Raw genomic sequence first — 25,994 nt, 5'->3', positions numbered from 1 at the left:
AAGAAGTGGGTACTGTTGCCTGTGGTTTAAGCAGGCGTTAATCTGCCGTTTGCAAAGCGGTTATAGGGTGCGGGCTTTTATCTTTTGCAGGCCTTGCTTGAATCTATCAGCGGAGAGGTTTGCTTTGCTGGCCAGGTCTACGGCCTTCTGTTGCATGGCCTCGGCCTCGGCATAAAGTTGAAGCCGGTAAAGCAGGTGCGCCAAGGTATCATAAAAAGGGGCCGAAGGGTCTAAATCTACGGTGCGTTTGCTCCACAGCATGGCCTTGGTGAGATAGGTAGGGTTTTGGGTGCCGGTCTCGTAAATGGAATAAGCCGCGTTGTTCAGTTGCAACAGAAAGGAAGAAGAATTGCTGGCAACAATGGCGGTTTCCTCCCTGACCACTTCTTCTGAGGTGGGAGCGGGTTTTCTTTTGGACGAAGGCGGCATTATCGTATTGCGGCGTTCTGCCTCTGCGGCCATGATTTTCTGCACAGAGTCTGCGGAAAGCGCCATGTAGTAACGCTCATAGTAATTGACGGCCTCTCTCAGGTAATTGGCCGTGTCTTTCACCGATTTGTAATACGAGACCATGTTGGACTGGTACGCCCTTTGCCCCCGCAGGTAATTCTGCTGCCAGGTGGTTCGCGCAAACTGCGCCCCTTTCTGCGCCAGGGTTACGTCTTTGGTAGCGGTGGCCTTGCGCATGGTATTATTGATGATGCTATTGTTGATGTCTGACCGTTGGGAAAACGGCAGCGACCGGTAAAGACTGTCCAGAATGGTTTGGTTGGAACGGGAAAACACAAAGGCCTTGCTCTCTACCACGGGGCCCTGCTCCAGAATGAACTGCACGGTAGAGAATTTATCAAATTCGCTCACGGGTAATTGGCTTACATAGGTTTCCAGCAGATCCAGGTCGGGCGCCAGGCCCATCTTTTGGCGCAACTTCAGGTACTGTTCCAGAAAATCGGGGGTTCTTCGGCCCTGTTCAAACTCTTTCTGGAAATAGCTGAGATTGTGCGTACTGGCTGCTTTCTCCTTGAACGCCTTCAGGTCATTCAAGTATTTCTGCGGGCTGCTGGAATTGCTGGTGCTCCGGTGAATTAGATTGCCGTCAGAACTGAGGTACAGGTACGTGGGGTATTGCTTCACCACAAACTGGCGGATCAACTGACTGCCCTGCGGCGTGTTCCGCGGCACCAGTACGTTTAGGAACTGCGCATTGAACGCTTTCACCACCGCGGGGTCTTCCAGCGCGCTGGTAAAGGAGACGTTTCCGGGAAGGTTTCGGGCTGGATTGTCAGGTAGCGTCAAGTGAATGAAAACGGGTTTGCCTTCTATTCTGGCTTTGGCCAGAACCTCTTCCACCGTCCCCTTTTCATAATTGAGTTGTTGAGCCTGGGTTTTTACGGCAGAGAAAAGAAAACACAGGAAAAGGAAAAATGAGCAACCAGATACTTTCATTTGATTAAAACAAGACTTAGACGGAAGATACGTTAGTTGAAGTGCTACGGGCCAGATAGTAGAAAATCGCCTACGGGGTAGACTTCCCTTTGGCGGCCTGCGCGGCTTTCAGGTCGCAGCCTTCTTTGCGGCGGGTATCTGTGATAGAGAAAATCTTCCAGCCTTGAGGGCTGCGGTACAACTGGAAAGCGTCCACGCCGCAGTGGCTGAAGGTATCGCCCACGTAAAAAGCGTACTGGCACCAAAGGGTGGCCAAGTCGCCGTCAATGTTCACGTCCACGTCCCAAATGCGCTCGTCCAGCACTTGCGGGTGTTTCTGGCCAATACTCTTTATGAACGCATTCATGGGCGTTTCACGGGGAAGTACGGTGCCGTCTTTCCCGGCACCTACAGAAAACAGACGGGCATTGGGGGCCAGCACCGAGCGGGCCATGGTGCTGTCACTTGCCCGCATGCCGTCAAAGAAACGCACCACGGCCGCCGCTACCGCCTTGGCATCTGGCGTGCGCGGGGCAGCCCCTTTTTTAGTCTGGGCCATAGAAGCGCCGCTCAACAGCAGGCAGAAAGAAAGCAGGAGAAGGGAACGCATGTAGATCTGGGTGTGAGAAGTGAAAGTGAAACGGCAGGCCTGGCGTTGGTCATGCGACTCTCAGAAAGAGCACTTTGCCATCAGATAAGAATCAGTCTTTCCTGCAGCAGGGCCCTGAGTTCGGGCGGAAGCCCGAAGTTGGCATCCATGAAGTCATCCAGTATCTGGCGGGTCTGCGGCGAGATGAGGTGCTGCATTTCGGCCATCGCCTCGGCACTGATAAGGTAGGGAATGTAGGTGTACAGCAGATTTTCACCCTGGCACTGCGCGAAGATCTGGTATTCTGTGCAGGCCGTGCGCGGCGTGCCCGTGACCATGCAGTGCGACAGCCAATTGTCCAGTTTCAGCGGTTCTGGGAGCGACAGCAGGGCCTCGCGCCGGGCCACTAAGTTCACGCGCTCGGCAAAGTAAGATTCAATGCGCTGCTTGGAGTCTTCAGATAACTCATCCCGTATCTGCTGGGCGCAGTGCAGGCACATGGCGTATTCAAACACCACGTAATGCACCCCATCCAGGGGGTAAAAGCGGATGGCCTTTTCCACCAGGTAATTCATGCCATCCCGCAGCAGGTGGCGGTTACAGGCAATGCAGGAGTGAAACGGTTGCCCGGTGGCTACAGAATGCAGTTCGGGCGGAAGTGGCTCAAATTCGTGCGAAAGGTGAATTGGAGGTAAATCCATGGAAGAAAAGAAAAAGAAAGTAAATGCAGGGCTAAGTTACCGTTTTGTCTGAATTGAGAAAGCTAAAGGCCTGTTTTTGTGCTATTTTCTGAAAAAGAACCGCTAAACAGAGACCGCCAGAACCCAGCTGAATACCTGTAATTAAAGGCAATCGCTTTCCAGGCAGGTCATTTCATTCCCCGTCAGATACCGCAGGTGCCCGTTGCTGTCCCTGGTCACCGAAGCGTCCCGTTTTCAGCCAGTTTTTCTGAAAGTAGCCCGAAAACAAGAGTGTATCTGGCCTGTGCGCTAACGAGTGACGCGTCTTTGCAGAGCCCCTTCACAACTTCCTGGCGTGCCGCGATGGTGCCAGAGGAAAATTTCCCATCTTTGGCTAAGTTAATGAGCTTTCCAATGAAACAAACCACACTCTCGTTCTTTCTACCGCTTGCCTTAAGCCTGGCCTTGGCTGCATGCTCCAGCAATCCGTACGCCGCTACCAACAAGGAGTATAAGAAAAAGGCGAAAGCCTATGCCAAAACGCTGCGGGCTACGCCGGTCACCAACCCCGGGGAAGACAGCCTCATGCAGGGCGACCACTGGGTGGGCACCACTAACTTCAACATGCGCAAACCCAACTACGTGGTCATCCACCACACCGCGCAGAACTCCACGGAGCAGACCCTCAAAACCTTTACCCTGCCCAGAACCCAGGTGAGCGCCCACTACGTGATTGGCCGCGACGGAAAGGTGTACCACATGCTCAGCGACTACCTGCGGGCTTGGCACGGCGGCTCAGGCAAATGGGGCAACAACACCGACCTCAACTCTTCGTCCATTGGCATTGAGCTGGATAATAACGGCTATGAACCCTTCGCCGAGGAGCAGATCAACAGCTTACTACAGGTTTTGGCTATTCTGAAGAAAACGCACGGTATTCCGGCCGCCAACTTTATTGGGCACTCAGACATTGCGCCCAGCCGCAAGGTAGACCCCAACCCCACCTTCCCCTGGAAGAAATTGGCCGACGCTGGTTTCGGGATTTGGTATGATGAGGAAGCCGTCCGCAATTCGGTTTTTGAATCGGTGATCCCGCTCTTCCAAGATTCCGCCGCGGCGGCCACAGACAGTACAGCCATGCCCGTCCCAATAGCGGTTCCCACCGCAACCGTGGCGGTAGACACTATTCCGGCTACTTTTCAGCCCAAAGACGCCCTGCGCATTATTGGATATGACGTCCAAAACCTAGATGCGGCCACCAAAGCCTTCAAGCTCCATTTCATCCAAAAAGAAGTAAACGGCATTCTTACGGATGATGACAAAAAAGTACTGTACCATCTTTACAAAAAGAGCCTGTAAACGGAAAAGAGTGTGGTTTTCTAAAAAGAAAAGCCATAGTGATCATCCTTCCCTCGCTCGGCAGAGGCGAGCGAGGGAAAAGTTTCCATGTCTTTCTGTTTTTGGCCTGTTTCTTAGAAAAGAAGCGGTAAACCGGAACACAACTTCGGGAAAGCCAACACTTTCCCGTAACTTTGATCGTTTTTGAGAAAGCGGGTTCTGTGCCCGTGAATAGCCGCATGCCAGAAATACAGACGAGCAAACCCCCGCATACCAAATACTATAAATGGATCAGGAACCTCTGGAGGCTTTTTGCCTTCGGCACCTTGTTCATTGTCCTTTATTTTGTTTCCGTTGACCTCAACCTGTTCTACTTGTTTGGGGAGTCTCCGGGGCTGGATGACCTGGAAAACCCAAGAAACAACCTGCCTTCTGAGATCTACACGTCAGACGGGCTGCTGGTGGGCCGCTATTTCCGGGAGAACCGCGACCTGGTGCCGTATGACAGCATTGCCCCCATCATGGTCAATGCCCTGGTAGCCACCGAAGATGAGCGTTTCTATGAGCACCAGGGCATTGACCCCATCTCAGTACTGGCGGCGGTGAAAGATAACCTGCGCGGGGAATCCCGCGGGGCCTCTACGCTTACCCAGCAGTTAGCCAAAAACCTCTATAAAACCCGTACCAAAAACACCAAAGGCATGCTGGGCCATGTGCCGCTGGTATCTACGGTGGTAGCCAAAACCAAAGAGTGGAACACCTCTATCAAGTTAGAGCAGCGCTACACCAAAGACGAGATTCTGGGCATGTACCTCAACACCGTTGATTTCGGGAGCAATGCCTTCGGGATTAAGGTAGCGTCCAAGACGTTCTTCAGTACCACCCCAGACAAGCTGAAAGCCGAGGAGGCCGCCATGCTGGTGGGTGTTCTGAAAGCCCCCACTACCTACAACCCCCGGTTCAACCCCAAGAATGCCCTGGCCCGCCGCAATGTGGTGCTACAGCAGATGGCCCGTAACCAGGTCATCACCTCGGCCCAGGCCGATTCCCTTTCTGAGCTTCCCATTGAACTGAAATACCACGTAGAGCAGCACTTAGACGGCGTGCCCGCCTATTACCGGCAGGCGGTAAACGAATTTGTGCGCAATTGGGCCGAGGGGCGCGGGTTGGATATTTACGCCGATGGCCTGAAAGTCTACCTCACCATTGACTCCCGCATGCAGCGCCTGGCCGAGGAAGCCCTGCATGAACGGATGAAAAGCCTGCAAAGCCGGTTTGATAGCCACTGGCGCGGCAAGAACCCGTGGGTAGATGACCAGAACAAAGAGATTCCGGGGTTCATTGAGAATGCCATCAAGCGCACGGGTGTCTACCAATCCCTCAAAAACAAGTACGGCGATGATACCGCTGCCATCAATGCGGCCCTGAACACGCCCAAAAAGATGACGGTCTTCAGCTGGAAAGGCCCCAAAGAGATGACCATGAGTTCTATGGACTCACTGCGCTATTACAAGCGGTTCCTGCGGGCCGGTATGATGACCATGGATCCCTTCACCGGCCATATCAAAGCGTGGGTGGGCGGCATTGACTACGATAATTTCAAGTTTGACCACGTAAAGCAGGCCAGACGCCAACCGGGTTCTACGTTTAAGCCCTTTGTGTACGGGGCCGCCATTGACGGAGGCTATTCGCCCTGCGATAAAATCCAAGATCAGCGGGTGACCATTAAGTACGTAGAGAACGGAAAACCCATGGAATGGACGCCCAACAACGCGAGCTATGAAGTGTCTGGCCGCAATATGACGCTGCGGCACGCCATGGGCCGTTCCATCAACACCGTTACCGCGCAGCTGACTGAGGCCATCGGGTGGGACACCGTCCGGGATTTCGCCCGCCGTTTGGGCATCACCAGCCCGCTTGAGGCAGTGCCGTCCATTGGTCTGGGCTCTTCAGACGTGAGCATCTACGAGATGGTGAACGCCTACAGTACCTTTGTGAACAACGGTTTCCTGAACAAACCCATGCTGGTGATGCGCATAGAAGACCGCAACGGCAACGTGGTGGAGCAATTCAACCCGCAGCAGAAACGGGTCATCTCAGAAGAAACGGCGTTTTTGATGGTACACATGCTCAAAGGCACCATGGAAGAACCGGGCGGAACCTCACAGGCCCTCTGGGAGTACGATCTCTGGAAAAAAGGCAACCAGGTGGGCGGTAAAACCGGAACCACTTCTAACCACTCAGACGGCTGGTACATGGGCGTGACCAAAGACCTGGTGACGGGCGTATGGGTGGGCGGCGAAGACCGCAGCATTCACTTTAGAACCTCGTCTACCGGCGAGGGCTCTAAAACGGCGCTTCCCATCTTTGGCCGGTTCATGGAAAAGGTGTACCGGGAGCCAAGTCTGGGGGTTAAGTTAGGAACCTTCCCTAAGCCAAAGGTGAAAATCAATAAGCCGTATACCTGCGTCACCGTAGTGCCCCGCAGGGCCAAGGTAGTGGACACTACCGCCGTAGATACCATGCTGGAGCAACTGAACGACAGTGTTTCATCGCAGTTTTAAGGAGAACTTTTAAGGCTTTTTCCTGAAATGAGCCCTAAAACAAAAGCCGGGGCCCGCTTTTCTTCAAGGAAAGCGGGCCCCGGCTTTTATAAACGATTGGAGATAGGGAGGCGGGTAGCATTATCTTACCCTATGTTGTCCTCCTAAAAAGATAGTGCGGGCAAGCTCTAAGGCGCTTCTGCCGTTTGCCACTCTTCCAGAACAGCAAGTGAAAAGGAGCTAACTATTTGTGCCCTCTTCCTTCCTGCTGTTGCGCACTCCGGCTGGTGGTTCCCGGCGAGTCTGGAGACTCGCTTCATCCCAAGTCACGAGACTGGAGTCTCGCGCCAGTTTACTCTACACCTGTGAGGTCTTGGAGACCTCACAGGTTTTTGTGTTTTGGGCCTATTTTCTGAAAAACGGGCTCAAAACACCTCACCCCCTTGCCTCAATATAACTGGAGAGACAAGGGGGTGAGACCGGCGGCCGAAGGCTAACATTTAGGTGTTGCTATGGCCAGTTTTTCTTTACAAGTGCATGCAGTGCTTCAACCTTTTTTGGTTCTTCTAAAGTCCACTTTCTCCTTGTACTCAAGTTCACCATTCTTGCGAAATCGGTAGTCCCCTCTATTATGTAGTTGTATTTATTCCCTTCAAACCAAACCACTGCATAACATATTTCGCCTCCATGCTTCTGTTGAAAGAAGCGTTTTTCCTTTGTTTCTTTAAAAAGTGCTTTCAAATTGGTTGTTTCTGCTCCGTCCAATTTCACTGTTTCAGCTTGCCGGGAAGCGAGGTCATGATGGTTATGCTGTAGTCTTGCCGTTGTCCCAGCACGTTTGAAGCCTTTGTAAATAAATATTGAATCTGCTTCAATTTGGCAAAATGCAGGAATTGTAAGAAGTATCAGAAATGGTAGGAGCAGTATCTTGTTCATATTTATAAATTGGCCATGCCTGGAGGGTTAAACCGGTTAGCTGTTCTTGTCATACAGTGATTCCAGCGCCTCATTCAGGTGATTGTACTCAAAGGTGAAGCCGGTCTGCAGTACTTTGGTGGCGCTCACGCGGGAACTGTTCAGTATAATCTCGCTCATCTCGCCCAACATCAGCTTTAGCCCGAAGGCAGGCACGTTGGGGAACACCATAGGTTTGTGCATGACCTTGGCCAGGCTGCGGGTCAGGTGCTCGTTGGTGGCCGGGTTAGGAGCCACGGCATTGTACACCCCCTGCATCTGGCGGTCTTCAATGGCTTTGATGCACAGCCGGCACAGATCGTCAACGTGAATCCAGGACATGTACTGCTTGCCGGAACCCAGAGGTGCGCCAGCCATCATTTTAATAGGTTTGGCCATCTGCGGCAGCGCCCCGCCTTTGTTGCTCAGGACAATCCCAATCCGGAAGATGACGGTTCTGATGCCCAGGCTATGGATTTGCCAGGAGGCGTGTTCCCACTGTTTGCAGACCTCGGCCAGGAAATCTGAGCCGTAGGTGCTTTCCTCCATCATGAGCCGGTCACCGGAGTTTCCGTAAATTCCTACCGCCGAGGAGGCCAGAAAGCCTTTTACGCGGTGCTGGGTTTTTTCCAGATACTGGCAAAGCAGGTTGGTAGAAAGAACACGGCTGTTGAGGATTTCTTTTTTACGGGTTGCAGACCATTTCTCGCCAGAAACGCTGGTGCCCGCCAGATTGATGATGTAATCTGCGTACCGGATGGCGTTTTCATCAATAATGCCTTTGGCTACATCCCATTTAAAGGTTTTGTACCGGGCATACTTGTCCGGGGTGCGGCTTAGGTGGGCAACTTCATAGCCACTGTCAATTAACATCTCTGACAGGCGAGTTCCCAATAAGCCGGTGCCCCCGGCAATCAATATCTTCTCTGACATGTTGCGTTATCTACGGTCTACGCCCAGACCCACGTATCCGGTGTTTCACCTAAACAGGTAGGGCGGCTATTTTTGGCAATAGTAGCAAGAATGGAAACACAGCATTGGCCTGAAAAATTCATCTTTATAGAGAGGGCCGTAGGCTTTATCTGTTACGTCTGATGGCCTGCAAAAACTCCAGCCGGTAGGCGTCCTGCTCAAACAGACCAGAGTACTCAGAGGTGATGGTGCTGCTGCTTACGTCATTCACGCCGCGGCTCATCACGCACAGGTGGTCGGCTTCAATGAGCACAGCCACGTTGTCAGATTGGAGCACATCGCGCAGTTCCTGGGCAATCTGGCGGGTGAGGCGTTCCTGCACCTGCGGCCTACGGCCGTAGTACTGCACAATGCGGTTCAACTTAGACAACCCAATCACGTGCCCGTTGGGAATGTAGGCCACGTGCGCTTTGCCAATGATAGGCACAAAGTGGTGTTCGCAGCTAGAGTACAGGGTAATGTCGCGCTCCACCAGCATCTGGCGGTAGCCGTATTTGTTTTCAAACAGACGGGCTACGGGACGGTTCTTGGGGTTAAGGCCGTCAAAGATCTCTTTCACGTACATCTTGGCCACCCGGCGCGGGGTGCCTTTGAGGCTATCGTCTTCCAAATCCAGCCCCAGAAGCTGCATAATCTCCCTGAAGTGGAGGGCAATGCCGTCTATCTTTTGCTCATCGGTGAGGTCAAACGCGTCGGGGCGCAGGGGCGTGTCTAAAGAACCAGCCACGTGCCCTTCTTCGGGATCTTCCTCGTTCCAATCCCTTCTATCCATGGTATTCAACAAAGTTTCTTTCGGTTTCAAATAAGGTGAGGGACAACCCAAGGTTCTCTGGGAGGTGGGGGCGTAAGCGCTGCCAGATAATTACGGCGATATTCTCGGCGGTAGGGTTCAGGTGTCGGAACTCCTCGGTGTCCAAATTCAGGTTTTTGTGGTCAAATTTATCTAAAATTTCTGCTTTTATCAGAAGACTCAGCTTTTTCATGTCATAGACATAGCCGGTCTCCTCGTCTATGGGGCCGGTGAGCTTCACAACCAGGCTGTAGTTGTGGCCATGGTAGTTGGGGTTATTGCACAGCCCGAAGACATTCTGGTTCTGCGCATCGCTCCAATTGGGGTTGTGGAGGCGGTGGGCAGCGTTGAAGTTTTCTTTTCGGCAGACGGTTACATTCATAAGGCTGAAAACAGGAGTAGGGGCAATTTAGTTTTCATACGGCGTTTTTCTACTATACGTGTCCCGTATAAATTAGCCGTGGCCGGAGGTACTGGTCAGGTTCTCCATAAAAACTGATGTATTCTGCTGCTAATTGTTTAAAGCCCAAGCTCCCTTTCATCCTTTCTTCGGTTAGCTGCTATTTTCAAAAAAACAGGCGTTATTCAGAGATATTGCGGGTAAAAGTCTGCCTTGAAGTAGATTTGTAGCCGCACGCGCTACCTTTGCGTGCGCAGAAGCTAGCGCGTGGCTGGCACTGTTGAATTATGATTGTAAGACAGAGAGAAAATTGGTTTAAGATGCTCTTCGTGTGGAAGGGCTCCGTTTTACCGGCCATTCTACCCAGGTTGGGAGTGTTACTGCTGGTATCGGTGGGAGTGGTGTTTGTGCAGGGCCGCCTGTTTGAATACAAAATCCCGTTGAACCCGGCGGCATTCACTTTGCTGGGGGTGGCTTTGGCCATCTTCCTGGGCTTCCGGAACAACGCCAGCTACGAGCGTTTCTGGGAAGGCCGAAAACTCTGGGGCGCGCTCCTGATTGATACCCGCTCGCTCACCCGCCAGGCGCTCACCATGACGGGTCTGCCCGCCAATGCACCCGAAGTCCTTTCCTTCGTGCGCCTGCTCATTGCCTTCACCTACGCCCTCAAACACCAGCTCCGCAAAACTGACCCGTCCGGAGATTTCCAACGCCTGTTGCCCCAGGAGTTAGTGCAGAAACTGGCGAAAGCCCGGTTTAAACCGATACTGCTGCTCAAAGAGATGGGGATGTGGGTGCAAGCCGGAAAGGAAGCGGGCCGCATAGATTCCATCACGCAAGCGGCCATTGACCACAACCTGAACCAACTCTCTGGCATTGTGGGCGGCTGTGAGCGCATTGCCAGCACGCCTATTCCCTACACGTACAATGTGCTGCTGCACCGCACCGTGTACCTGTACTGCTTTCTGTTGCCGTTTGGCTTGGTAGACAGCATTGGCTGGATGACCCCGCTCATGGTGGTGTTTGTAGGTTACACCTTTATGGCCCTGGAATCCATCGTGACCGAGATTGAGGAACCTTTCGGTACTGAGCCGAACGACCTGGCCCTGAACGCCATCAGCCAAACCATTGAGGCCTCTCTGCTGGAGATGGCCGGTCAGGACGTGCCAAAAGCCCTGAAGCCTAAAAAGAAGTTTATTCTGGATTGATTTCCTGAGCGAAAGGTGCAAACAAAAATCCCGTTTTAGGGCTGGATTTCTGAAAACAGCCCTAAAACGGGATTGGAGAAAGAATGTCAGATCAGTGGTTCCAGGAACCGAATTTGCCTTGCTGGTAATCGGCGTAGGCTTGGTGAATCTCGGCTTGGGTGTTCATCACGAAGGGGCCTTGCGCCACCACCGGCTCCTGGAACGGCACGGCATGCCCGAACAACAGGATACTGTCCTCAGAAGCCGCTACGGTTAACTCCGGCGCATCATTGTTGAACTCCACCAGATTCCGGAACGGCACTTGCTGTCCATTCACGGTCAAGGTTCCTTTGATGAGGTAGAAGAAGATGTTCCGCTCGGCGGGTACGGGCACGTCCAGTTTTCCGCCCGGCTGAAAATACACGGTGCTGAGCACAATGTCCGTTAAGGTTTCAAACGCACCTTGGTGGCTATCCCAGGTGCCGGAAACCAGATTTACCGTTACGTTGCCTTCGTCCAAGGTGAACGTGGGAATGCTTTCCTTTTGCAGGCCTTCGTAGCGCGGCTCAGTCATTTTGTGTTTGGCGGGCAGGTTCACCCACAACTGCAGAATCTCCAGCGGGCCGCCGGTTCTCTTGAACTCCGAAGAGGAAACCTCAGCGTGAATTAAGCCTCGGCCCGCCGTCATCCACTGCACGCCGCCCGCCGTGATCACGCTTTCATGGCCGCCGGAGTCTTTGTGCATGATATCGCCTTCCAGGATAAACGTCACGGTTTCCATGCCCCGGTGCGGGTGCGGCCCGAACGGCAGTCCGCGGTTATTGGGTTGGTAGACCTGGTGCCCGTGGTGGTTCAGGAACAGGAACGGGTCTACCTGTTGCAGACTGCGCGAAGGCAGCGGCGAATACGTGACCAGATCTGCGATGGGCGAGTACTCGGCTTTATGGATTTTCTTGATGCTTCTCATGTGGGTACAGAAATGTAGGGCTATTTACGCAAACGGCCGCCGACAAGTAACCTCCGCTATCCTTCAGGAAAGCAATGGACTAAGACAGGCAGTGCTTTTCAATGGCAATGGCTACGCCGTCTTCAATGCTGGGGGCGGTTACCTCCTGGGCCGCGGCCTTGGCTTCATCCCGACCGTTGCCCACGGCAATGCCCAATCCTACCGCTTTCAGCAGGTCTACATCATTGTAATTGTCACCGAAGGCCATCACCGATTCCATCCCGAAAGCATAGTGTTTTTTCAAAAGCAGCTCCAAAGCGGTAGCCTTGGAAATGGTTTTGGGGGCGATTTCCAGATAGCGGTCATTAGACCGGTAAATGTGCAGCTGCCCCCCAAACCTGGGGCTCAAGGCTTCCCACAGCCTCTGAATCTCTTCCGCTGCGCCCATGCACATCACTTTGTGCGCTCCCGTAGAAGCAGCTTGCCACTCCTGCAATACTTCGTGAATAGCAGAGATGGTGGGGTTCACTTTGGTATGACGGATTTCCCGCTGTGTCCACTGGTCATCCTGCGGCGCGTGCCAGACATCGTTCTGGTATAAACTCACGTTGATGCTGGTGCCTTGGGCCAACTGAGCAATTTCCATACATACCGATGCTGGAATCTGCACGGTGTCCAGCACCTGGGGTTCCTGGGTTGCATCATCATACAGCAACACGTACCCGCCGTTGAAGCAAATCATGGGGTGGTGCAGAATGCCTAGTTGCTCCTGCAAATGGCGCACGGCGCTAGGCATCCGGGCCGAGGCCAGAATAACCGGCAGGTTCTTGTCCAGGCGCTGAACGGTGTCAATGGTTCTTTGGGAAAGCTCCCGGTCACTGTTGAGCAGCGTTCCGTCAACATCAGAGCAAATGGCGCGAATGGTCATGGGGTAAGTTAAAAGCGAAGGTTTATTCCGGTAAAGGTACGGGCCGGGTGGCTTTTAGGAGGAAAGAAGTGGAGAAACGTTTTAGAGGCGTTTTCTGAAAATTGATGCAAAAACGGATATCGAAGGCAGGAACTGCCAATGTCCCCTTTGAAGGCTGGGGTGTTTATGGCCGTTTTCAGGAAAACAGGCCATAAACACCCCTCTACTTTTAAGCCTCGCAAGACTCAGGACTTCCCGTTACGCCTCCCGCTTCTCCAGACCCAGAATCTCCCGAAACGTTTCCTGGCCGGGTTTGAGGCGTTTCAGGTTTTCAATCAAAGTGATGGAACGGTCAATGCGGAGTTGGGAGCTTTTTACCGCGCCCACGTGCTGGATGATGTAGCGCTGCATGCCGGGTTTGAGTTGGTCAAAACGGGCTTTGCCGGCCTCGTCCTGTAGGAATAGTTCTGTTAATTCCTCCGGGACGGCGGTACCGTATTGGCTGTCGTCTTTCTCCAGGCTCACAGAAACGGAGCTTCCTTCTTTCAGGCCCAACTGCTTTAGGCGCTGTTTGGTGATGGTGATGTAGCCCCGGCCCTGGCCCAGTGCCATAATGCCGCACTGGTAGGTGACCGCATTGTTGACGGTGCAGACCAGCCGAACGTTGAACTTGCCGCCCAACTGTTGCACCACCTCCGCGGGAATCTCCAGGTAATGCGTGCCCATGAGGTATTCCAGCTTGCCGATGTGGGTGGTGAATTGGATGGGTGGCATGAGGAAGGTTAAGTGAAACAGTCTTCAAAAAAGAACCCGTTTCAAAGCCGTTTTCCACAAAACAACCTTAAAACGGTTTCATGATACATCTCAATATTAACTTACGCTTCTTGTCTAAACGCCTTAAACTGCTTTATCAGGCCGTTGGTGGAAGAGTCGTGGGAGGTGACCTCCTGGGTAGAAGTTAATTCCGGGAGAATCTTCTTGGCGAGCTGTTTGCCTAGTTCCACGCCCCACTGGTCGAAGCTGTAGACGTTCCAGATGACGCCTTGCACGAAGATCTTGTGCTCGTACATGGCCAGCAGGCTGCCCAGCGTTCTAGGGTCAAGTTGCTTGAACAGGATGGAGTTGGTAGGGCGGTTTCCTTCAAAGACCTTGAAGGCTTTCAGGCTGTTGATTTCTTCATCAGAACAGTTGGTTCTTTGCATCTCCTCTACTACCTCGGCCTCGGTTTTGCCGTTCATCAAGGCCTCGGTCTGGGCGAAGAAATTGGCCATGAGTTTCGGGTGATGGTCGCCCAGCGGGTTGTGGCTGATGGCCGGGGCCAGGAAATCGCAGGGAATCAGTTTGGTGCCCTGGTGAATCAATTGGTAGAACGCGTGCTGGCCGTTGGTGCCCGGCTCGCCCCAGATGATGGGGCCGGTCTGGTAGGTTACTTTCTCGCCGTTGCGGTCTATGTACTTGCCGTTGCTTTCCATGTCGCCCTGCTGAAAATACGCGGCAAAACGGTGCATGTACTGGTCATAAGGCAATAGCGCGTGCGATTGCGCATCAAAGAAGTTGTTGTACCAGATGCCCAGCATGGCCAGAATCACCGGCAGGTTCTGCTCAAAGGGCGCTTCTCTAAAGTGATTGTCCATGGCGTGGGCACCGGCCAGCAATTCCCGGAAGTTCTCGTAGCCCACGGTGCAGGCAATGGACAAGCCAATCGCCGACCACAACGAGTAACGGCCGCCTACCCAATCCCAGAATTCAAACATGTTCTGCGTGTCAATCCCAAACTCGGCCACGGCCGAAGCGTTGGTAGACAGCGCCACGAAATGTTTTTTGATGTGCTCTTCGTCTTTTGCGTTTTCCAGAAACCAGCTGCGCGCGCTGTGGGCGTTGGTCATGGTCTCCTGCGTGGTAAACGTCTTGGAGGCAATCATGAAGAGCGTGGTCTCCGGGTTGATTTTCTTCAGCGTCTCGGCAATGTGCGTTGCGTCCACGTTGGAGACAAAGTACGTGGTGATGTTGGGTTTCTGGTAGGCTTTGAGAGCCTCGGTCACCATTACGGGGCCCAGGTCAGAACCGCCAATGCCTATGTTCACAATGGTGTCAATGCTCTTGCCGGTATAGCCTTTCCAAACTCCGCTGATCACTTGGTTGGAGAATCTTTCCACCTGCGCCAACACGCGGTTCACCTCGGGCATCACGTCTTTTCCGTCTACCAGCACCGGCGTATTGGCTTGGTTCCGCAGGGCTACGTGCAGCACCGAACGACCCTCGGTGAAGTTGATTTCCTCACCGGAGAACATGGCTGCAATGGCTTCTTTCAGACCACATTCCTCCGCCAGAGAGATGAGCAGTTGTTGGGTTTCCTGGGTGATTCTGTTTTTGGAGTAATCCAGCAGGATGTTCTCAAACGTGACGCTGAATTTCTCAAACCGTTGCGGGTCTTGCGCAAACGCGTCTTTCAGGTGGCTGTCTTTGAGGTGCGCGTAATGCTGCGTCAGGTTGGCCCAGGCTTGGGTGGTGGTAGGGTTTATGGATGGAAACATGCGTCTGTTATTAGTTCTGTGCTAAGAAGAGCGAAGTTAGGGATTGTGGCGACTTTAGGAAAAAGAGTTTCTGAACCGGCGCAGAAGTGGCGGGCGTTTAGGGGGCGATTTTGAGAAAACAGCCCAGAAACGTCCGGCTACTTTACCCACTTCTGAATGAGCTGGTCAGCGAAGGCCTCATCTTTCCAGGCCGACAAACGGGTAGGCTGACGGGCATTCACGTTGAGGTACCACTGCTCCAGAATACTTTTCACGGCGGGGTAACGGGCCGAAAAGTCGCTGTAGGAGTTGGGGGAGATGGTTTGCTCGCTTGGTTTGGCCGGTACGCTGATGACAATATGCCGCAGTTCACCTCCGGTTTCCAGAATGAGCACGCCCACCGGCACAATCTCCAACACCGTTCCCGGTTCTTTCTGGTTACAGAGCACCAACACCGGCAAAGGAGCCGCGGGCCTTCCGGTCACTGAATCTACCAACGTAGAAGGAACAAAACCTTCGTTCCCCGGATAAGGCAAAAACTCCAGCTTGCGGGGCTGTCCGGCCTCCAGTTCTGGCACAAACTTCTTCTCCTGCGCATTGTACACCTGCGGCAGCGTAGACCCAGAGGGGGTTTCAATGACGGCCTGCCAGTGCTTGGTCTCAGAAATGGCCGGTAATTCAAGGTAATTAGGTTTGCAACCCAGGCAGAAGAAGGCTAGGAGCAGCAACGGTAACTGCCAATTCATTTGTATAACAGAGCGCATGGGCAAGGGTAGGGTGGTGTTTGGAGCTTGTTTCCTGTAAGATAAGCCAAAAACGGGATTCTTTCCACTAAAATCATTATTGGCATTTTTTGTCCTTTCCAATCCATTCTCTCCATCATACCATCTCTCCATCAATCATTCTACTGCAACTCATCCAACAATCTGAAGGGGTTCAGCTTTTGCAGGCTCAGGGAGTACCTGATGTTGTTTCTAAAGTCTTTGAAGCTCTTGGGGAAGGTGCTTTCATAGTTGTCCCCAGCCACCGGAAAGTAAATCTGCACGGCGTTGTTGAAGAAACTCCATTGCAAGCCTGTGCCGTAGAAGATTTTGTCCTGTTCCTGCACCCTGCCCAAATCAAGGTACACGGCCAAAGGCGTCACGGGTAAATCGGCGGTGAGGTTGAGGGTCGCCATCCATTCCCGGCTCACCACGGGCACCCCGCTCCTGAACCCGCCGTCCTGGCGGTCAGTCTGCCTGGTGGAGGTCAGGCCTTCGGCCGAGGTGTACATGTCAGTTCGGTTGAAAAAGGGTGTCTGCTTCAGGTAATCGGGGCTACCCGCCAAGCCCAGCACGAACTCTCCCGTCTGGTTTCCCGCCATCAATCCCACAAAGCCGCGGAGTTTTATTTCTTTGCCGGGCCGGTACTTGTGCCAATTCTCCAGGCGCACTCTAAAGCGGGTGGGGGAGAAACTTCCCGCTTGCAACCCGCTCCTAAGGGTTCCTCCGCTGGGTTCAACACCGCCAACCAAACCGGCTACTTTGTACCTGAAATGGGTTACATCAAAGTCAAAGCGGGTGCCGCTCACCGCGTTTTTGGTGGTTAACAGATAAGCCAGTCGGGGTGCCTGGAAATCCGGGAGGAAATCATCCTGCACAAAATGCCAGGCCAACGTCAATTGCTGCCTAAAGGTGTTGGGGTTAGTGAGCCGGTTCTGGAAAGTAAGGCTGGGCGTGACGGTATGGAAATTGGCAAACCGCTGGCCCTGTACCCCCAACTCCACCTTCCGCAGAAAACCCTGCGCCGGAAGCCGGAAACGCACATCGGCCAGTCCGGTGAGACGGCTGCTCTTAAAGCCGTACATGGGCGTGACCACATAATTGAGTTTGTGCTCCGTGAGGAACGAGTTGTAGAATGCGGCTCCCAATTGAAACCCGTCATAGGTGTTAAACCCGAGGGAAGGTGCCACGAAGAGCTGTTTCTGGTCTATGCGGTCTACGCCCAAGAACGGTTGGAGGTGGATTGGCTCACTTTTCGGGAAAACACGCCGTAAACGGAACTGGTTGTCGCCACGATCCAATTCCGGGAAAAGGTACTCGGGGTCTACCACCACCCGGTCAATACCCTGCGCCTGAAACGTGACGGTTTGCTCCCGTTCGCCGGGTTTAGTCCAGTGCGATTCCACCACTTTTCCTTCAGGGTCTAAAGCGGCAACCTGTACCGGCAAGGCCAGTTTCCCTTGTTGCCGCACTACAACTTGAGTAGTTCCGCCGGAGGTAATTACGTTGGCTAAGTGCGCATCTGGGAGGGTGGTGGAAGGCAGCAGTTCCTGGAAAAACCAACCCAGCGACTCTCCCGTAGATTTCTCCAGCGTGGTTTGCAAATCCTCGGGGTAGGGGTGCCTGAACTGCCACTGCCGGTAATACGTGTGCATGGCGCTGTCAAAGCGGGCGGTGCCCAGGTACTTCTCTAAATACTGGAACAACTGAGTTGTTTTCAGATAAACGATAGTGCCGTAATTGAGGGTTCTGAACCGGGCGGCGGGGGCCGTCACCGGTTGATCCAAGCCCCGGCTGGCCGCCGATAAATAGGCCGGATTGTCAATGGCGGCTGGGGGCAAATCATCAACCCCCAAGAACTTCCCGAAGGCATTCTGGTTCACCTCGCTGGACACCATACCCGCATACCGGGTGCGCCGGGCTTTGGTTCTGAATTCATAGTACGAGTTGATGCCCTCGTCCAGCCAGGGGTGCTCCCGCTCATTGCTGCCCAAAATGCCGTAAAACCAGTTGTGGCCCACCTCGTGGATGATGGCCTCCGGCTCGGTGACCGTTACCATGGGGTACTCCATGCCTGCCCCAGCGCTTAACGCCGCATCTACCGCCGTAGCTTGGGCGTACGGGTAATCGCCCAGCCACAGCGAATAAGCATACACGGCATCATTGATATCGGGCACGCTTTTCACCCATTTCTGGGCTTCGCGGTTGGTGAACAGGAGCCACGTGGTAACGGTGCGTTTGGAATGCGGCAACGTAACCTGGCTTTTCAGGACATTAAACCGTTTGTCAGCGAACCACGCGAAGTCATGGATGCGGTCTTGCCGGTAGTGCAGGGTCTTGGTGGCTTCCGCCGAGGCCGGAAAGGCCAAATCCTCCGCATCAAATTCCTTTTTAGCCGCAGTGGCCTGCGCCAGGCTCTCCAAACGGGCTTGTTCTTCGGGGTTCTGCAATTCGCCGGTAGCACCAATGGTGTAGTTGGCAGGCAACGTAATCCGCACATCAAAAGACCCGAACTCCGAGTAAAATTCGCCTTGATCCAGGTAGGGCATGGGGTGCCAGCCTTTGTGGTCGAACACCGCCGGTTTGGGGTACCACTGCGAAATCTGGTACGATTGGCCCACGTGCCCCAACCGGGAGAAAGAATCGGGCAACTTCACCTGGAACGGCGTGCTGATGGTGATGCGCCCGCCCGGAGCCAACGGTTGGTTCAGCGTCAGTTTGGCAATGTCTGGGTTCTGCGCATCAAGCTCCCATGTCACGTTTTGGCCGTTTATTTTGAAATCCAGGCCCGAAATGGAACCCCGCGCCTCCTTCGGGGCGAAGTGGAACCGGTCTTCATTGTGCACCAGTTGCTGCCTCGCGAAGGCCGTGCTACGGTCTTGGTAGGCATTGGGCCACAGGTGGAAGTACAGAAAGGTCAGCGTTGCCGGCGAATTATTCACATACTCAATCTGCTCCGTGGCCGAAAGCGTGTGGTGCACATCATCCAGCGTCACGTCAATTTTATAGTTCACCTCCTGCTGCCAGTACGGTTGCTGGGCAGGAGCGAAAAACGGAAACAGGAGCAATAGCGGGAGTAAAAGCCGATGGCGCATTCTGAAAGTCTAAAATTCGCCTGAAATTACAGTTTTCAGTGATTGATTGCCCACTATGGCGCGGAAGTTACTTCCGTGACTCACGAATGAATGGCAGGGGCAATCCCTTGTGGTTGCCCTTTCTCGTTTACAACCGCATTGGGGCAACCACAAGGTGCCCCTGCAGTAGAATGTTGTTTCAGGCCTGTTTTTCGGAAAACACCTCAAAAACAATCCGTCATCTTTTCTGCTGAACCATCTGCCCCTGAGGTCGTACCTGTTTAGAGCCTCTTTTGTCAAAAGAAGCCTTAAAACAGCAGCGTATGCCACAGCAAGTCAGTGATTTTATAATAGAACGCCTTCAGAAATGGGGCGTGAACCGCATCTTCGGGTACCCCGGCGATGGCATCAACGGCGTCATGGGTGCTTTGGATCGCGCCAACGGGCAGATAAAGTTCATTCAGGTGCGGCACGAGGAGGTAGCGTCTCTGATGGCCTGCGCCCACGCTAAGTTCACCGGCGAGGTGGGCGTGTGTCTGGCAACCTCGGGCCCCGGCGCTATTCATTTGCTTAACGGTTTGTATGATGCCAAACTTGACCATCAGCCGGTGGTGGCCTTGGTGGGGCAGAAAGCGCGTAAATCATTGGGCGGGCACAGCCAGCAGGAGGTAGATTTAGTCACGCTGTTCAAAGACGTGGCCAGCGAGTTTGTGCAGATGGCCACCGAGCCCAGCCAGGTACGCCACCTGATTGACCGCGCCTTCCGCATCGCCCAAGACCAGCGCACCGTCACCTGCGTCATCCTCCCCAGCGATGTACAGGAACTAGAATACCAGGAACCGGAACACGCCCATGGCACCGTGCACTCCGGCATTGGCTACCTGCCGCCGCGCGTGCTGCCCCGTGACGAAGATTTGCGCAAGGCCGCCGAGGTGCTGAATGCCGGAAAAAAGGTTGCCATTCTGATTGGGGCCGGGGCCAAAGATGCCGCCGAGGAAGTAACCCAGCTAGCCGAAGTTCTGGGGGCCGGCGTGGCCAAGGCGTACCTGGGCAAAGCCGCGTTGCCAGATGAACTGCCTTTTGTGACGGGCGCTATTGGGTTCTTCGGGACGGAGGCCAGCCACCAGATGATGGCGCACTGCGACACCCTGCTTATGATTGGTTCCAGCTTTCCGTACGCCGAGTTCCTGCCCCAAGAAGGCCAGGCCCGCGGCGTGCAGGTAGACATTGACGGCCGCATGCTCAGCATCCGGTACCCCATGGAAGTACCGCTCATTGGCGACAGTGCCGAAACCCTGCGCGCGCTCCTGCCGCTGCTGCAACCAAAAGAAGACCGTACCTGGCGCCAGACCATTGAACAGAACATCCAGAACTGGGAGAAACAATTAACCGAGGAAGCCCGCCATCCGGCCAATCCCGTGAACCCGCGGTTGGTGTTTGAAAAGCTGTCGCCCCGCCTGCCAGGTAACAGTATCCTAGCCGCCGATTCTGGTTCTTCGTCCAGTTGGACGGCCCAATACCTCAAGATTAGGAAGGGCATGAAGTTTTCCGTTTCCGGCACCTTGGCGACCATGGGCTGCGCCTTGCCCTACGCCCTCGCCGCCAAGTTCGCCTTTCCAGACCGTCCGGCCTTCGCGTTCGCGGGCGACGGAGCCATGCAGATGGGCAGTACCGAGGAGCTGTTGACCATCCAAAAATATTACCGCCAGTGGACTGACCCGCGCCTGATTGTGCTGGTGCTCAACAACCGCGACCTCAACTTTGTGACCTGGGAACAGCGCATGAACGAAGGCAATCCTAAGTTCAACGAATCGCAGGAACTGCCCGACTTCAATTACGCCGCCTACGCCGAAAGCATCGGCCTGCTAGGTATCCGGATTGAAAGCCCCGACCAGATAGACGCGGCCTGGGAAACGGCCCTGAAGGCCGACCGGCCCGTAGTCATTGACGCCCTCACCGACCCCGAGATTATGCCCATCACCCCGCAAGTGGCCGCCAACTTCGCCCAGAACATTGCCGAGGCCATTGAAAAAGGAGACACCGCCGCCGAACAGCGCCTGGAAGAGCCTTTGAAAGCAGCCGTGGAAGAAGCGAAGGAGAAAGACAAAGAAGGATAGCCGTTTTGTTTTTTGGTTGGTTTTAAGAAAACAGACCTAAAACGTTTTTCTCCCCTGGCGCGAGTTTGCAGCTCGTGTTCGCACGTGTTCGGAAAACCTTTTGCTTTCTGCTTTTCAGAGTTCAGGTCTTCTGGCTGGTTCAAAAGGAACTTACTTCCATTTGTCATCTTGGAAAGATCTTGTGGGCGGAGCGTTCAGCAATGCGTGCGGACACGAGATACAAGCTTGCGCCAGCGGGAGAATATTTACTTTCTCTGCTTGAAGCAGTTGACCAACTCTGCTGCTAAAATTCCTTTTCCCGATTGGGCGGTGTACTTTTGTGTTTTCAAGCTGTTTTTTGAAAATCGGCAGTTAAACAAAAGGTACCTGATGTTTTCCCATAAATCATTTCTGTTCTTTCTGGCTGCTTTTTTAAGCATGTCCATGAACGGCAAAGCCCAGCCATCGGGCGCAGCTGCCCAAATTGACCAACTCGCAGAGAAAGTAGAGCCCAAGGTTATTCAATGGCGCCGTGACCTGCACCAGAACCCCGAGCTGGGCAACTTTGAAGTGAAAACCGCGGAGAAAATTGCGAAGCACTTGAAGTCCCTGGGGCTGGAAGTGAAAACCGGAGTGGCCAGAACCGGCGTGGTAGGCATTCTCAAAGGCGGGCAACCAGGCCCGGTGGTAGCGCTGCGCGCCGATATGGATGCCTTGCCTGTCACCGAGAACAACACCCATACCCTACCGTTCGCGTCAAAAGTGAAAACCACCTTTGAGGGGCAGCAAGTGGGGGTGATGCACGCCTGCGGCCATGACGCGCACGTAGCCATGCTCATGGGCGTGGCCGAGGTGCTGAGCAACCTGAAGAAAGACCTCAAAGGCACCGTGAAATTCATCTTCCAACCCGCCGAGGAAGGTTCGGCTCCCGGGCAAGTGGGTGGCGCGAAACTGATGGTGCAGGAGGGGGTGCTGGAATCCCCTAAAGTAGATGCTATTTTCGGGCTGCACATCCGGTCAGACGTGGAGGTGGGCACCATTACCTATCGGCCGCAGGGCATGATGGCCAGTTCTGACAACTTCAAGATAACCGTGAAAGGCCAGCAGGCGCACGGCGGAACCCCTTGGATGGGCGTAGACCCGGTGGTTACCTCGGCGTACATTGTGACCGCGCTGCAAACCATTGTGAGCCGGCAGGTAGACGTTACCAACGCCGCGGCCATCTTGACCGTGGGAGCCATCAACGGCGGCGTTCGCGCCAACATCGTGCCCAGTCAGGTAGAGATGATTGGCACCATCCGGGCGTTGGACGTGCCCATGCAGCAACTTATCCATGAGCGCCTCCGGAAAACCGCCACCAGCATTGCGACCGGAGCGGGGGCCACGGCCGAGGTGGAGATCCAGGAAATGACGCCTGTCACCTACAACCACGAAGCCCTCACCGCCCACATGCTGCCTTCTTTGCAACGCGTGGCCGGTACCAACCAGGTGAAACTCACCAAGCCGGTGACCATTGCTGAGGATTATGCCTACTTCCAACAGAAAATCCCGGGCTTGTATCTTTTTCTGGGCGGAATGCCCAAAGGCGCAGATCCCGCCAAAGCGCCCTCGCACCACACCCCAGATTTCTACATCGAGGAGAGCGGCCTGAAGTTGGGCGTCCAGGCGCTAGCCAATTTGGCCGTTGATTACCTGAACAATCCCTTGGAATAGCGTTTAACCGCTGTTTTCTGAAAAGTAGCCCAGAAACCAGTTACCTGCCCCTCCAGGGAGGGGGAATATCTTTTATAAAAGGAGTTCTAAACTGAATAGGCAGAAAGAATTCCCCTCCCTGGAGGCTACTCTTGTAGGGAAAATGAACGGGTATTTATTTCTATTTCCAAAAGATTCCAGAGAATCAAACCGCTCTTTCGGAGTTCCACTCCCCTTCTTTTGCCCATGGCTCCCGGCGGAGTGGAACTCCGCAGCAGGCGGGTTCGGGAGTAGAACTCCCGAACAGCAAGAGTAGAACTCCCGAACAGCAAGAAAAGAAATTTTCCCTACAAGATGAGCCTCGCAGGGGGCAGGGGTGGGTTCTACATCCACAGATAAATTTTACAGATTACCAACGTATAGCCACCTTGAAATTAGCATTAGTTACCTATGAAGCCATCCACAGCTATGGCTCATTAAGCGGAAGCGAAGATGGCGTTCTCCTGGAGTTTCTGACTTCCAAGGGAGTAGACATCACCCTTGAAGACTGGAATGGCCCTGCCGTGAACTGGCAGCAATATGACGTAGCCGTCTTCAAATCGCCATGGGATTACTTTGACAAGTTTAACGAGTTCCGTGCATGGCTAGACCGCATGGAGGCGATGAACATTCGCACCTTGAACCCCATTTCCACCATCCGCTGGAACGCCGACAAGCATTATCTGCTGGAGGTGGAGAAAGCAGGACTGCCCATTGTTCCTTCGGCCTTGCTCAAAAGAGGAACCGCCGTACCGTTGGAGCAATACTTTACCCGCTTCCAGACAGATAAACTTATTATCAAACCCTGCGTGAGCGGCGGCGCGAAGAATACGTTTATTGTCTCTAAAGAAGAAGCAGAGCAAGTGGTGCCGAAGCTGGAAGGGTTGCTTCGGGAAGAAGACTTCCTGGCCCAACCGTTCATGCCGCAGATTCAGGAGGAGGGCGAGTGGTCGTTCCTGTTCTTCAACGGAAAGTACAGCCATTGCCTGCTGAAGTCGGCCAAGTCCGGTGATTTCAGGGTGCAGCATTTCTTCGGGGGCACTATCCATCCGCAGGAAGCACCGGCCCATCTGTTAGCACAGGCCCAGAAATTAGTAGGCCAGTTTGCCGAAGGTTGCCTCTACGCCCGCGTGGACGGTGTGGTGGTAGGTGAGGAACTGCAATTGATGGAGTTGGAGCTGATTGAACCGTTCCTGTACCTGCACACCAACCCGAACTCCCAAGAGAATTACTACCAGGCCTTGATGCAGATGCTGCAGGAGATTCCTTCTTCGGTTTCTTAGCTCATTTAAGAAAAACAGGCCCAAAACAGAAATCCCTCCATGCTCATGCACGGAGGGATTTCTGTTTTGTAAAAGGAGCAAGATTTATCCAAACAGGTTAATGCTCATGCCGCCGTCCACGGCAACGCACTGGCCGGTGATGTACGCGGCAGCGGGCATGCACAGAAAGGCCACGGCAGCCGCCACATCCTCGGGGTTGCCGATGGTGCGGGAAGGGGTGCGGCTCAACACACTTTCCAGGTACTCCTGGTTCTGCAAAACCTGGTCGGCCAATGGCGTTCTGATGTACCACGGAGCCACGCAGTTCACCCGTATTCCGTCCGGAGCCCATTCGCCGGCCAGGTTCTTGGAGAGCTGTATCAAAGCCGCTTTGGTCATACCGTAAATCGCCCCGGTGCGTACGTGCCCCAACCCTGATACCGACGAGACGTTTACCACGCTTCCGTGCGGAGATTGCTTTAAAAAGGGGTGCGACAGTCTACACAGCTCAAAGGCCGAGGTGAGGTTGGTTTGCAGCAGGTAATTGTATTCCTCGGGCGTGTACTCGCCAATTTTTTTCCGGATGTTGGTGCCTACGTTGTTCACCAGAATGTCTAACGAGCCCCAGGTGTTTCCCACCAGTTGGAGCAGGTTGTGCCGGTCAGCGGGTTGACTTACGTCGGCCACCATGCCCGATGCTTTCAGGCCACGGGCCCGCCAGTCGGTGACGGCTTGGTTGACCTCCAGTTCTTTGCGGGCCACAATCAGTACCTCGGCCCCGAAGGAAAGCAATTCCTCTGCAATAGAGGCGCCTATACCTTTGGTTCCCCCGGTTACCAAGGCGCGGCGGCCTTCTAAACTCCAACGGTTGTTCTGCATTTGCTTTTAATAGTAGATATGGAAAGGTAAGTGTACGCAGAATTTGGCAGACGGTAAAGAAAGGGGAAGCAAGGTAATTGGGTGTTGGTGGTTTTAACTGTCTTTTCTGAAAAACAGACTAAAAACTATACCTCAACTTCGTAAATCCAGAGCTGCATTCAATTGTTTTACCAAGCTAGTCTAAGCCTCCTATAAAAAAGAAGAGGCTTCCATCTTAGGAAACCTCTTCTTTTAGAGTTGAACCTGTTTAGAGTTTTTCAAAAACCGGTATTTAGAGCAATTACCCTGGTGCAAGCGTCTGCCTGGGCTGTCGTTTTTAGGCTACTTTCATAAAAACAGGCCTTAAACAGATGGTTTATCTGTACACGGCCGCAAGCAGCTGCCTGTGCCGCCGTTTCCTGCCTGTTTTTATGAAACAGGCAGGAAACTCTAAACAACTTCGTTTAGAATTAAGAAGGCGTACTATCTATTAAGTACAAGCCTCTTCACCGTTGTCTTACCTGCTGCTGTAATTCTGCAGATGTAAACTCCATTGGCGTACTTGTTTCCATCAAATTCATACTGGTAAGCTCTTCCTGCCTCAGCTTTTCCAGCATGCAGAGTCTTCACTAACTGACCCTGCATGTTGAAAAGTTCTAAACTCACATCACCCTCGTTTTCTACGGAGAAACCGATGTTTACCTTTTCTGTGAATGGGTTAGGGCTAGCGGTGAAGGTATTTGATGATACCTCAAAAGCTGACTGCTTCATGGCTAAAGTGCTCGTCTCAGTAATGGTGGTGTACGGAATCAGATTTGCTCCAGGGATAATCTGCGTGGTGCCTTCAGGCATAGTCCAGGCGACGGAGAGGTGATCCTTGGAGCCGAACTCGCGCAGCACCGCCTCTATGTAGTAGCGCTGCCCGGCCTGGAGCATGATCATTCCCGACTGCTGGGTGGGGGTGCTGG

The 25,994-nt window shown here is 53.6% G+C and carries 21 protein-coding genes; 6 read left to right on the top strand and 15 right to left on the bottom strand.

Annotated elements, in window-relative coordinates; all coding sequences use genetic code 11:
* Positions 1-60: 60 nt before the first annotated feature.
* The 3 genes from HHO50_RS02690 to HHO50_RS02680 form a co-directional block, all read right to left on the bottom strand.
* Entirely contained in the window at positions 61-1,350 is a 1,290-nt protein-coding gene (locus HHO50_RS02690; protein ID WP_181304478.1) for a hypothetical protein, read from the bottom strand.
* Between the two features lie 166 nt (positions 1,351-1,516).
* Positions 1,517-2,035: a nuclear transport factor 2 family protein gene (locus HHO50_RS02685; RefSeq protein ID WP_181304477.1), complete on the bottom strand. Its 519-nt coding sequence runs from the start codon at positions 2,033-2,035 to the stop codon at positions 1,517-1,519.
* Positions 2,036-2,115: 80 nt separating this feature from the next.
* Entirely contained in the window at positions 2,116-2,715 is a 600-nt protein-coding gene (locus tag HHO50_RS02680) for a hypothetical protein (RefSeq protein WP_181304476.1), read from the bottom strand.
* A 393-nt stretch (positions 2,716-3,108) separates the two neighbouring features.
* Between HHO50_RS02680 and HHO50_RS02675 the strand changes: the two genes are divergently transcribed.
* Together HHO50_RS02675 and HHO50_RS02670 are read left to right on the top strand one after the other, a co-directional pair.
* Positions 3,109-4,053 (top strand): N-acetylmuramoyl-L-alanine amidase, encoded by a 945-nt coding sequence (locus HHO50_RS02675; protein WP_219921424.1) that lies wholly within the window; start codon positions 3,109-3,111, stop codon positions 4,051-4,053.
* A gap of 173 nt (positions 4,054-4,226) precedes the next feature.
* A complete protein-coding gene (locus tag HHO50_RS02670; RefSeq protein ID WP_255478565.1) occupies positions 4,227-6,596 on the top strand; it encodes a penicillin-binding protein 1A in 2,370 nt (789 codons plus the stop codon).
* 489 nt (positions 6,597-7,085) lie between these two features.
* Here the strand turns inward: HHO50_RS02670 and HHO50_RS02665 are convergent, their stop codons facing one another.
* From HHO50_RS02665 to HHO50_RS02650, 4 genes are all read right to left on the bottom strand, one after another.
* A complete protein-coding gene (locus tag HHO50_RS02665; protein ID WP_181304474.1) occupies positions 7,086-7,511 on the bottom strand; it encodes a hypothetical protein in 426 nt (141 codons plus the stop codon).
* 36 nt (positions 7,512-7,547) lie between these two features.
* Positions 7,548-8,462, bottom strand: coding sequence for a TIGR01777 family oxidoreductase (locus HHO50_RS02660; RefSeq protein WP_181304473.1), 915 nt, complete (start codon positions 8,460-8,462; stop codon positions 7,548-7,550).
* 145 nt (positions 8,463-8,607) lie between these two features.
* Complete coding sequence (gene folE, locus HHO50_RS02655) at positions 8,608-9,273, bottom strand: GTP cyclohydrolase I FolE (protein WP_181304472.1); 666 nt, start codon at positions 9,271-9,273, stop codon at positions 8,608-8,610.
* Positions 9,266-9,673 (bottom strand): 6-carboxytetrahydropterin synthase, encoded by a 408-nt coding sequence (locus tag HHO50_RS02650; RefSeq protein ID WP_181304471.1) that lies wholly within the window; start codon positions 9,671-9,673, stop codon positions 9,266-9,268. Before HHO50_RS02650 ends, folE begins: the two co-directional genes overlap by 8 nt.
* Positions 9,674-9,978: 305 nt before the next feature.
* Between HHO50_RS02650 and HHO50_RS02645 the strand changes: the two genes are divergently transcribed.
* Positions 9,979-10,899, top strand: a complete 921-nt coding sequence (locus tag HHO50_RS02645; RefSeq protein ID WP_181304470.1) for a bestrophin family protein — start codon at positions 9,979-9,981, stop codon at positions 10,897-10,899.
* Between the two features lie 91 nt (positions 10,900-10,990).
* Here the strand turns inward: HHO50_RS02645 and HHO50_RS02640 are convergent, their stop codons facing one another.
* From HHO50_RS02640 to HHO50_RS02615, 6 genes are all read right to left on the bottom strand, one after another.
* A complete protein-coding gene (locus tag HHO50_RS02640; protein WP_181304469.1) occupies positions 10,991-11,845 on the bottom strand; it encodes a pirin family protein in 855 nt (284 codons plus the stop codon).
* 79 nt (positions 11,846-11,924) lie between these two features.
* Positions 11,925-12,752: a Cof-type HAD-IIB family hydrolase gene (locus HHO50_RS02635; protein ID WP_181304468.1), complete on the bottom strand. Its 828-nt coding sequence runs from the start codon at positions 12,750-12,752 to the stop codon at positions 11,925-11,927.
* A 237-nt stretch (positions 12,753-12,989) separates the two neighbouring features.
* Complete coding sequence (locus HHO50_RS02630) at positions 12,990-13,505, bottom strand: DUF1905 domain-containing protein (RefSeq protein WP_181304467.1); 516 nt, start codon at positions 13,503-13,505, stop codon at positions 12,990-12,992.
* Between the two features lie 101 nt (positions 13,506-13,606).
* Complete coding sequence (gene pgi / locus HHO50_RS02625) at positions 13,607-15,265, bottom strand: glucose-6-phosphate isomerase (protein ID WP_181304466.1); 1,659 nt, start codon at positions 15,263-15,265, stop codon at positions 13,607-13,609.
* A 137-nt stretch (positions 15,266-15,402) separates the two neighbouring features.
* Positions 15,403-16,008 carry an inorganic diphosphatase gene (locus HHO50_RS02620; protein WP_181304465.1) on the bottom strand — a complete coding sequence of 202 codons (606 nt, stop codon included), beginning with the start codon at positions 16,006-16,008 and terminating at the stop codon, positions 15,403-15,405.
* A gap of 140 nt (positions 16,009-16,148) precedes the next feature.
* Entirely contained in the window at positions 16,149-19,100 is a 2,952-nt protein-coding gene (locus HHO50_RS02615; protein ID WP_181304464.1) for a M1 family metallopeptidase, read from the bottom strand.
* A gap of 302 nt (positions 19,101-19,402) precedes the next feature.
* Between HHO50_RS02615 and HHO50_RS02610 the strand changes: the two genes are divergently transcribed.
* The 3 genes from HHO50_RS02610 to HHO50_RS02600 all read left to right on the top strand — a co-directional run bounded on the left by HHO50_RS02610 (position 19,403) and on the right by HHO50_RS02600 (position 24,189).
* The gene (locus HHO50_RS02610; RefSeq protein WP_181304463.1) at positions 19,403-21,196 is read left to right on the top strand and encodes a thiamine pyrophosphate-requiring protein; all 1,794 of its coding nucleotides are present in this window, start codon (positions 19,403-19,405) and stop codon (positions 21,194-21,196) included.
* Positions 21,197-21,613: 417 nt separating this feature from the next.
* A complete protein-coding gene (locus HHO50_RS02605; RefSeq protein WP_255478588.1) occupies positions 21,614-22,888 on the top strand; it encodes an amidohydrolase in 1,275 nt (424 codons plus the stop codon).
* 407 nt (positions 22,889-23,295) lie between these two features.
* The gene (locus HHO50_RS02600; RefSeq protein ID WP_181304461.1) at positions 23,296-24,189 is read left to right on the top strand and encodes a RimK family alpha-L-glutamate ligase; all 894 of its coding nucleotides are present in this window, start codon (positions 23,296-23,298) and stop codon (positions 24,187-24,189) included.
* An 84-nt stretch (positions 24,190-24,273) separates the two neighbouring features.
* On the opposite strand, the gene HHO50_RS02595 is transcribed toward HHO50_RS02600, so the two are convergent.
* Both HHO50_RS02595 and HHO50_RS02590 read right to left on the bottom strand, forming a co-directional pair.
* On the bottom strand, positions 24,274-25,047 hold the full coding sequence (locus HHO50_RS02595) for an SDR family oxidoreductase (protein WP_181304460.1): 774 nt from the start codon (positions 25,045-25,047) through the stop codon (positions 24,274-24,276).
* 462 nt (positions 25,048-25,509) lie between these two features.
* Positions 25,510-25,994: T9SS type A sorting domain-containing protein (locus HHO50_RS02590; RefSeq protein WP_219921423.1), on the bottom strand; the 485-nt coding region annotated here is incomplete at its 5' end.

Origin of the sequence: Rufibacter sp. XAAS-G3-1 (genome assembly GCF_013623775.1) — a bacterium.
Classification (GTDB): Bacteria; Bacteroidota; Bacteroidia; order Cytophagales; family Hymenobacteraceae; genus Nibribacter.
This window is presented reverse-complemented; position numbering and strand designations above follow the sequence as displayed.

Coding starts and splice junctions, on each gene's coding strand:
- HHO50_RS02685 (WP_181304477.1), bottom strand. CDS start 2,035: ATGCGTTCCCTTCTCCTGCTTTCTTTCTGCCTGCTGTTGAGCGGCGCT.
- HHO50_RS02680 (WP_181304476.1), bottom strand. CDS start 2,715: ATGGATTTACCTCCAATTCACCTTTCGCACGAATTTGAGCCACTTCCG.
- HHO50_RS02675 (WP_219921424.1), top strand. CDS start 3,109: ATGAAACAAACCACACTCTCGTTCTTTCTACCGCTTGCCTTAAGCCTG.
- HHO50_RS02665 (WP_181304474.1), bottom strand. CDS start 7,511: ATGAACAAGATACTGCTCCTACCATTTCTGATACTTCTTACAATTCCT.
- HHO50_RS02660 (WP_181304473.1), bottom strand. CDS start 8,462: ATGTCAGAGAAGATATTGATTGCCGGGGGCACCGGCTTATTGGGAACT.
- folE (WP_181304472.1), bottom strand. CDS start 9,273: ATGGATAGAAGGGATTGGAACGAGGAAGATCCCGAAGAAGGGCACGTG.
- HHO50_RS02650 (WP_181304471.1), bottom strand. CDS start 9,673: ATGAATGTAACCGTCTGCCGAAAAGAAAACTTCAACGCTGCCCACCGC.
- HHO50_RS02645 (WP_181304470.1), top strand. CDS start 9,979: ATGATTGTAAGACAGAGAGAAAATTGGTTTAAGATGCTCTTCGTGTGG.
- HHO50_RS02640 (WP_181304469.1), bottom strand. CDS start 11,845: ATGAGAAGCATCAAGAAAATCCATAAAGCCGAGTACTCGCCCATCGCA.
- HHO50_RS02635 (WP_181304468.1), bottom strand. CDS start 12,752: ATGACCATTCGCGCCATTTGCTCTGATGTTGACGGAACGCTGCTCAAC.
- HHO50_RS02630 (WP_181304467.1), bottom strand. CDS start 13,505: ATGCCACCCATCCAATTCACCACCCACATCGGCAAGCTGGAATACCTC.
- pgi (WP_181304466.1), bottom strand. CDS start 15,265: ATGTTTCCATCCATAAACCCTACCACCACCCAAGCCTGGGCCAACCTG.
- HHO50_RS02620 (WP_181304465.1), bottom strand. CDS start 16,008: ATGCGCTCTGTTATACAAATGAATTGGCAGTTACCGTTGCTGCTCCTA.
- HHO50_RS02615 (WP_181304464.1), bottom strand. CDS start 19,100: ATGCGCCATCGGCTTTTACTCCCGCTATTGCTCCTGTTTCCGTTTTTC.
- HHO50_RS02610 (WP_181304463.1), top strand. CDS start 19,403: ATGCCACAGCAAGTCAGTGATTTTATAATAGAACGCCTTCAGAAATGG.
- HHO50_RS02605 (WP_255478588.1), top strand. CDS start 21,614: ATGTCCATGAACGGCAAAGCCCAGCCATCGGGCGCAGCTGCCCAAATT.
- HHO50_RS02595 (WP_181304460.1), bottom strand. CDS start 25,047: ATGCAGAACAACCGTTGGAGTTTAGAAGGCCGCCGCGCCTTGGTAACC.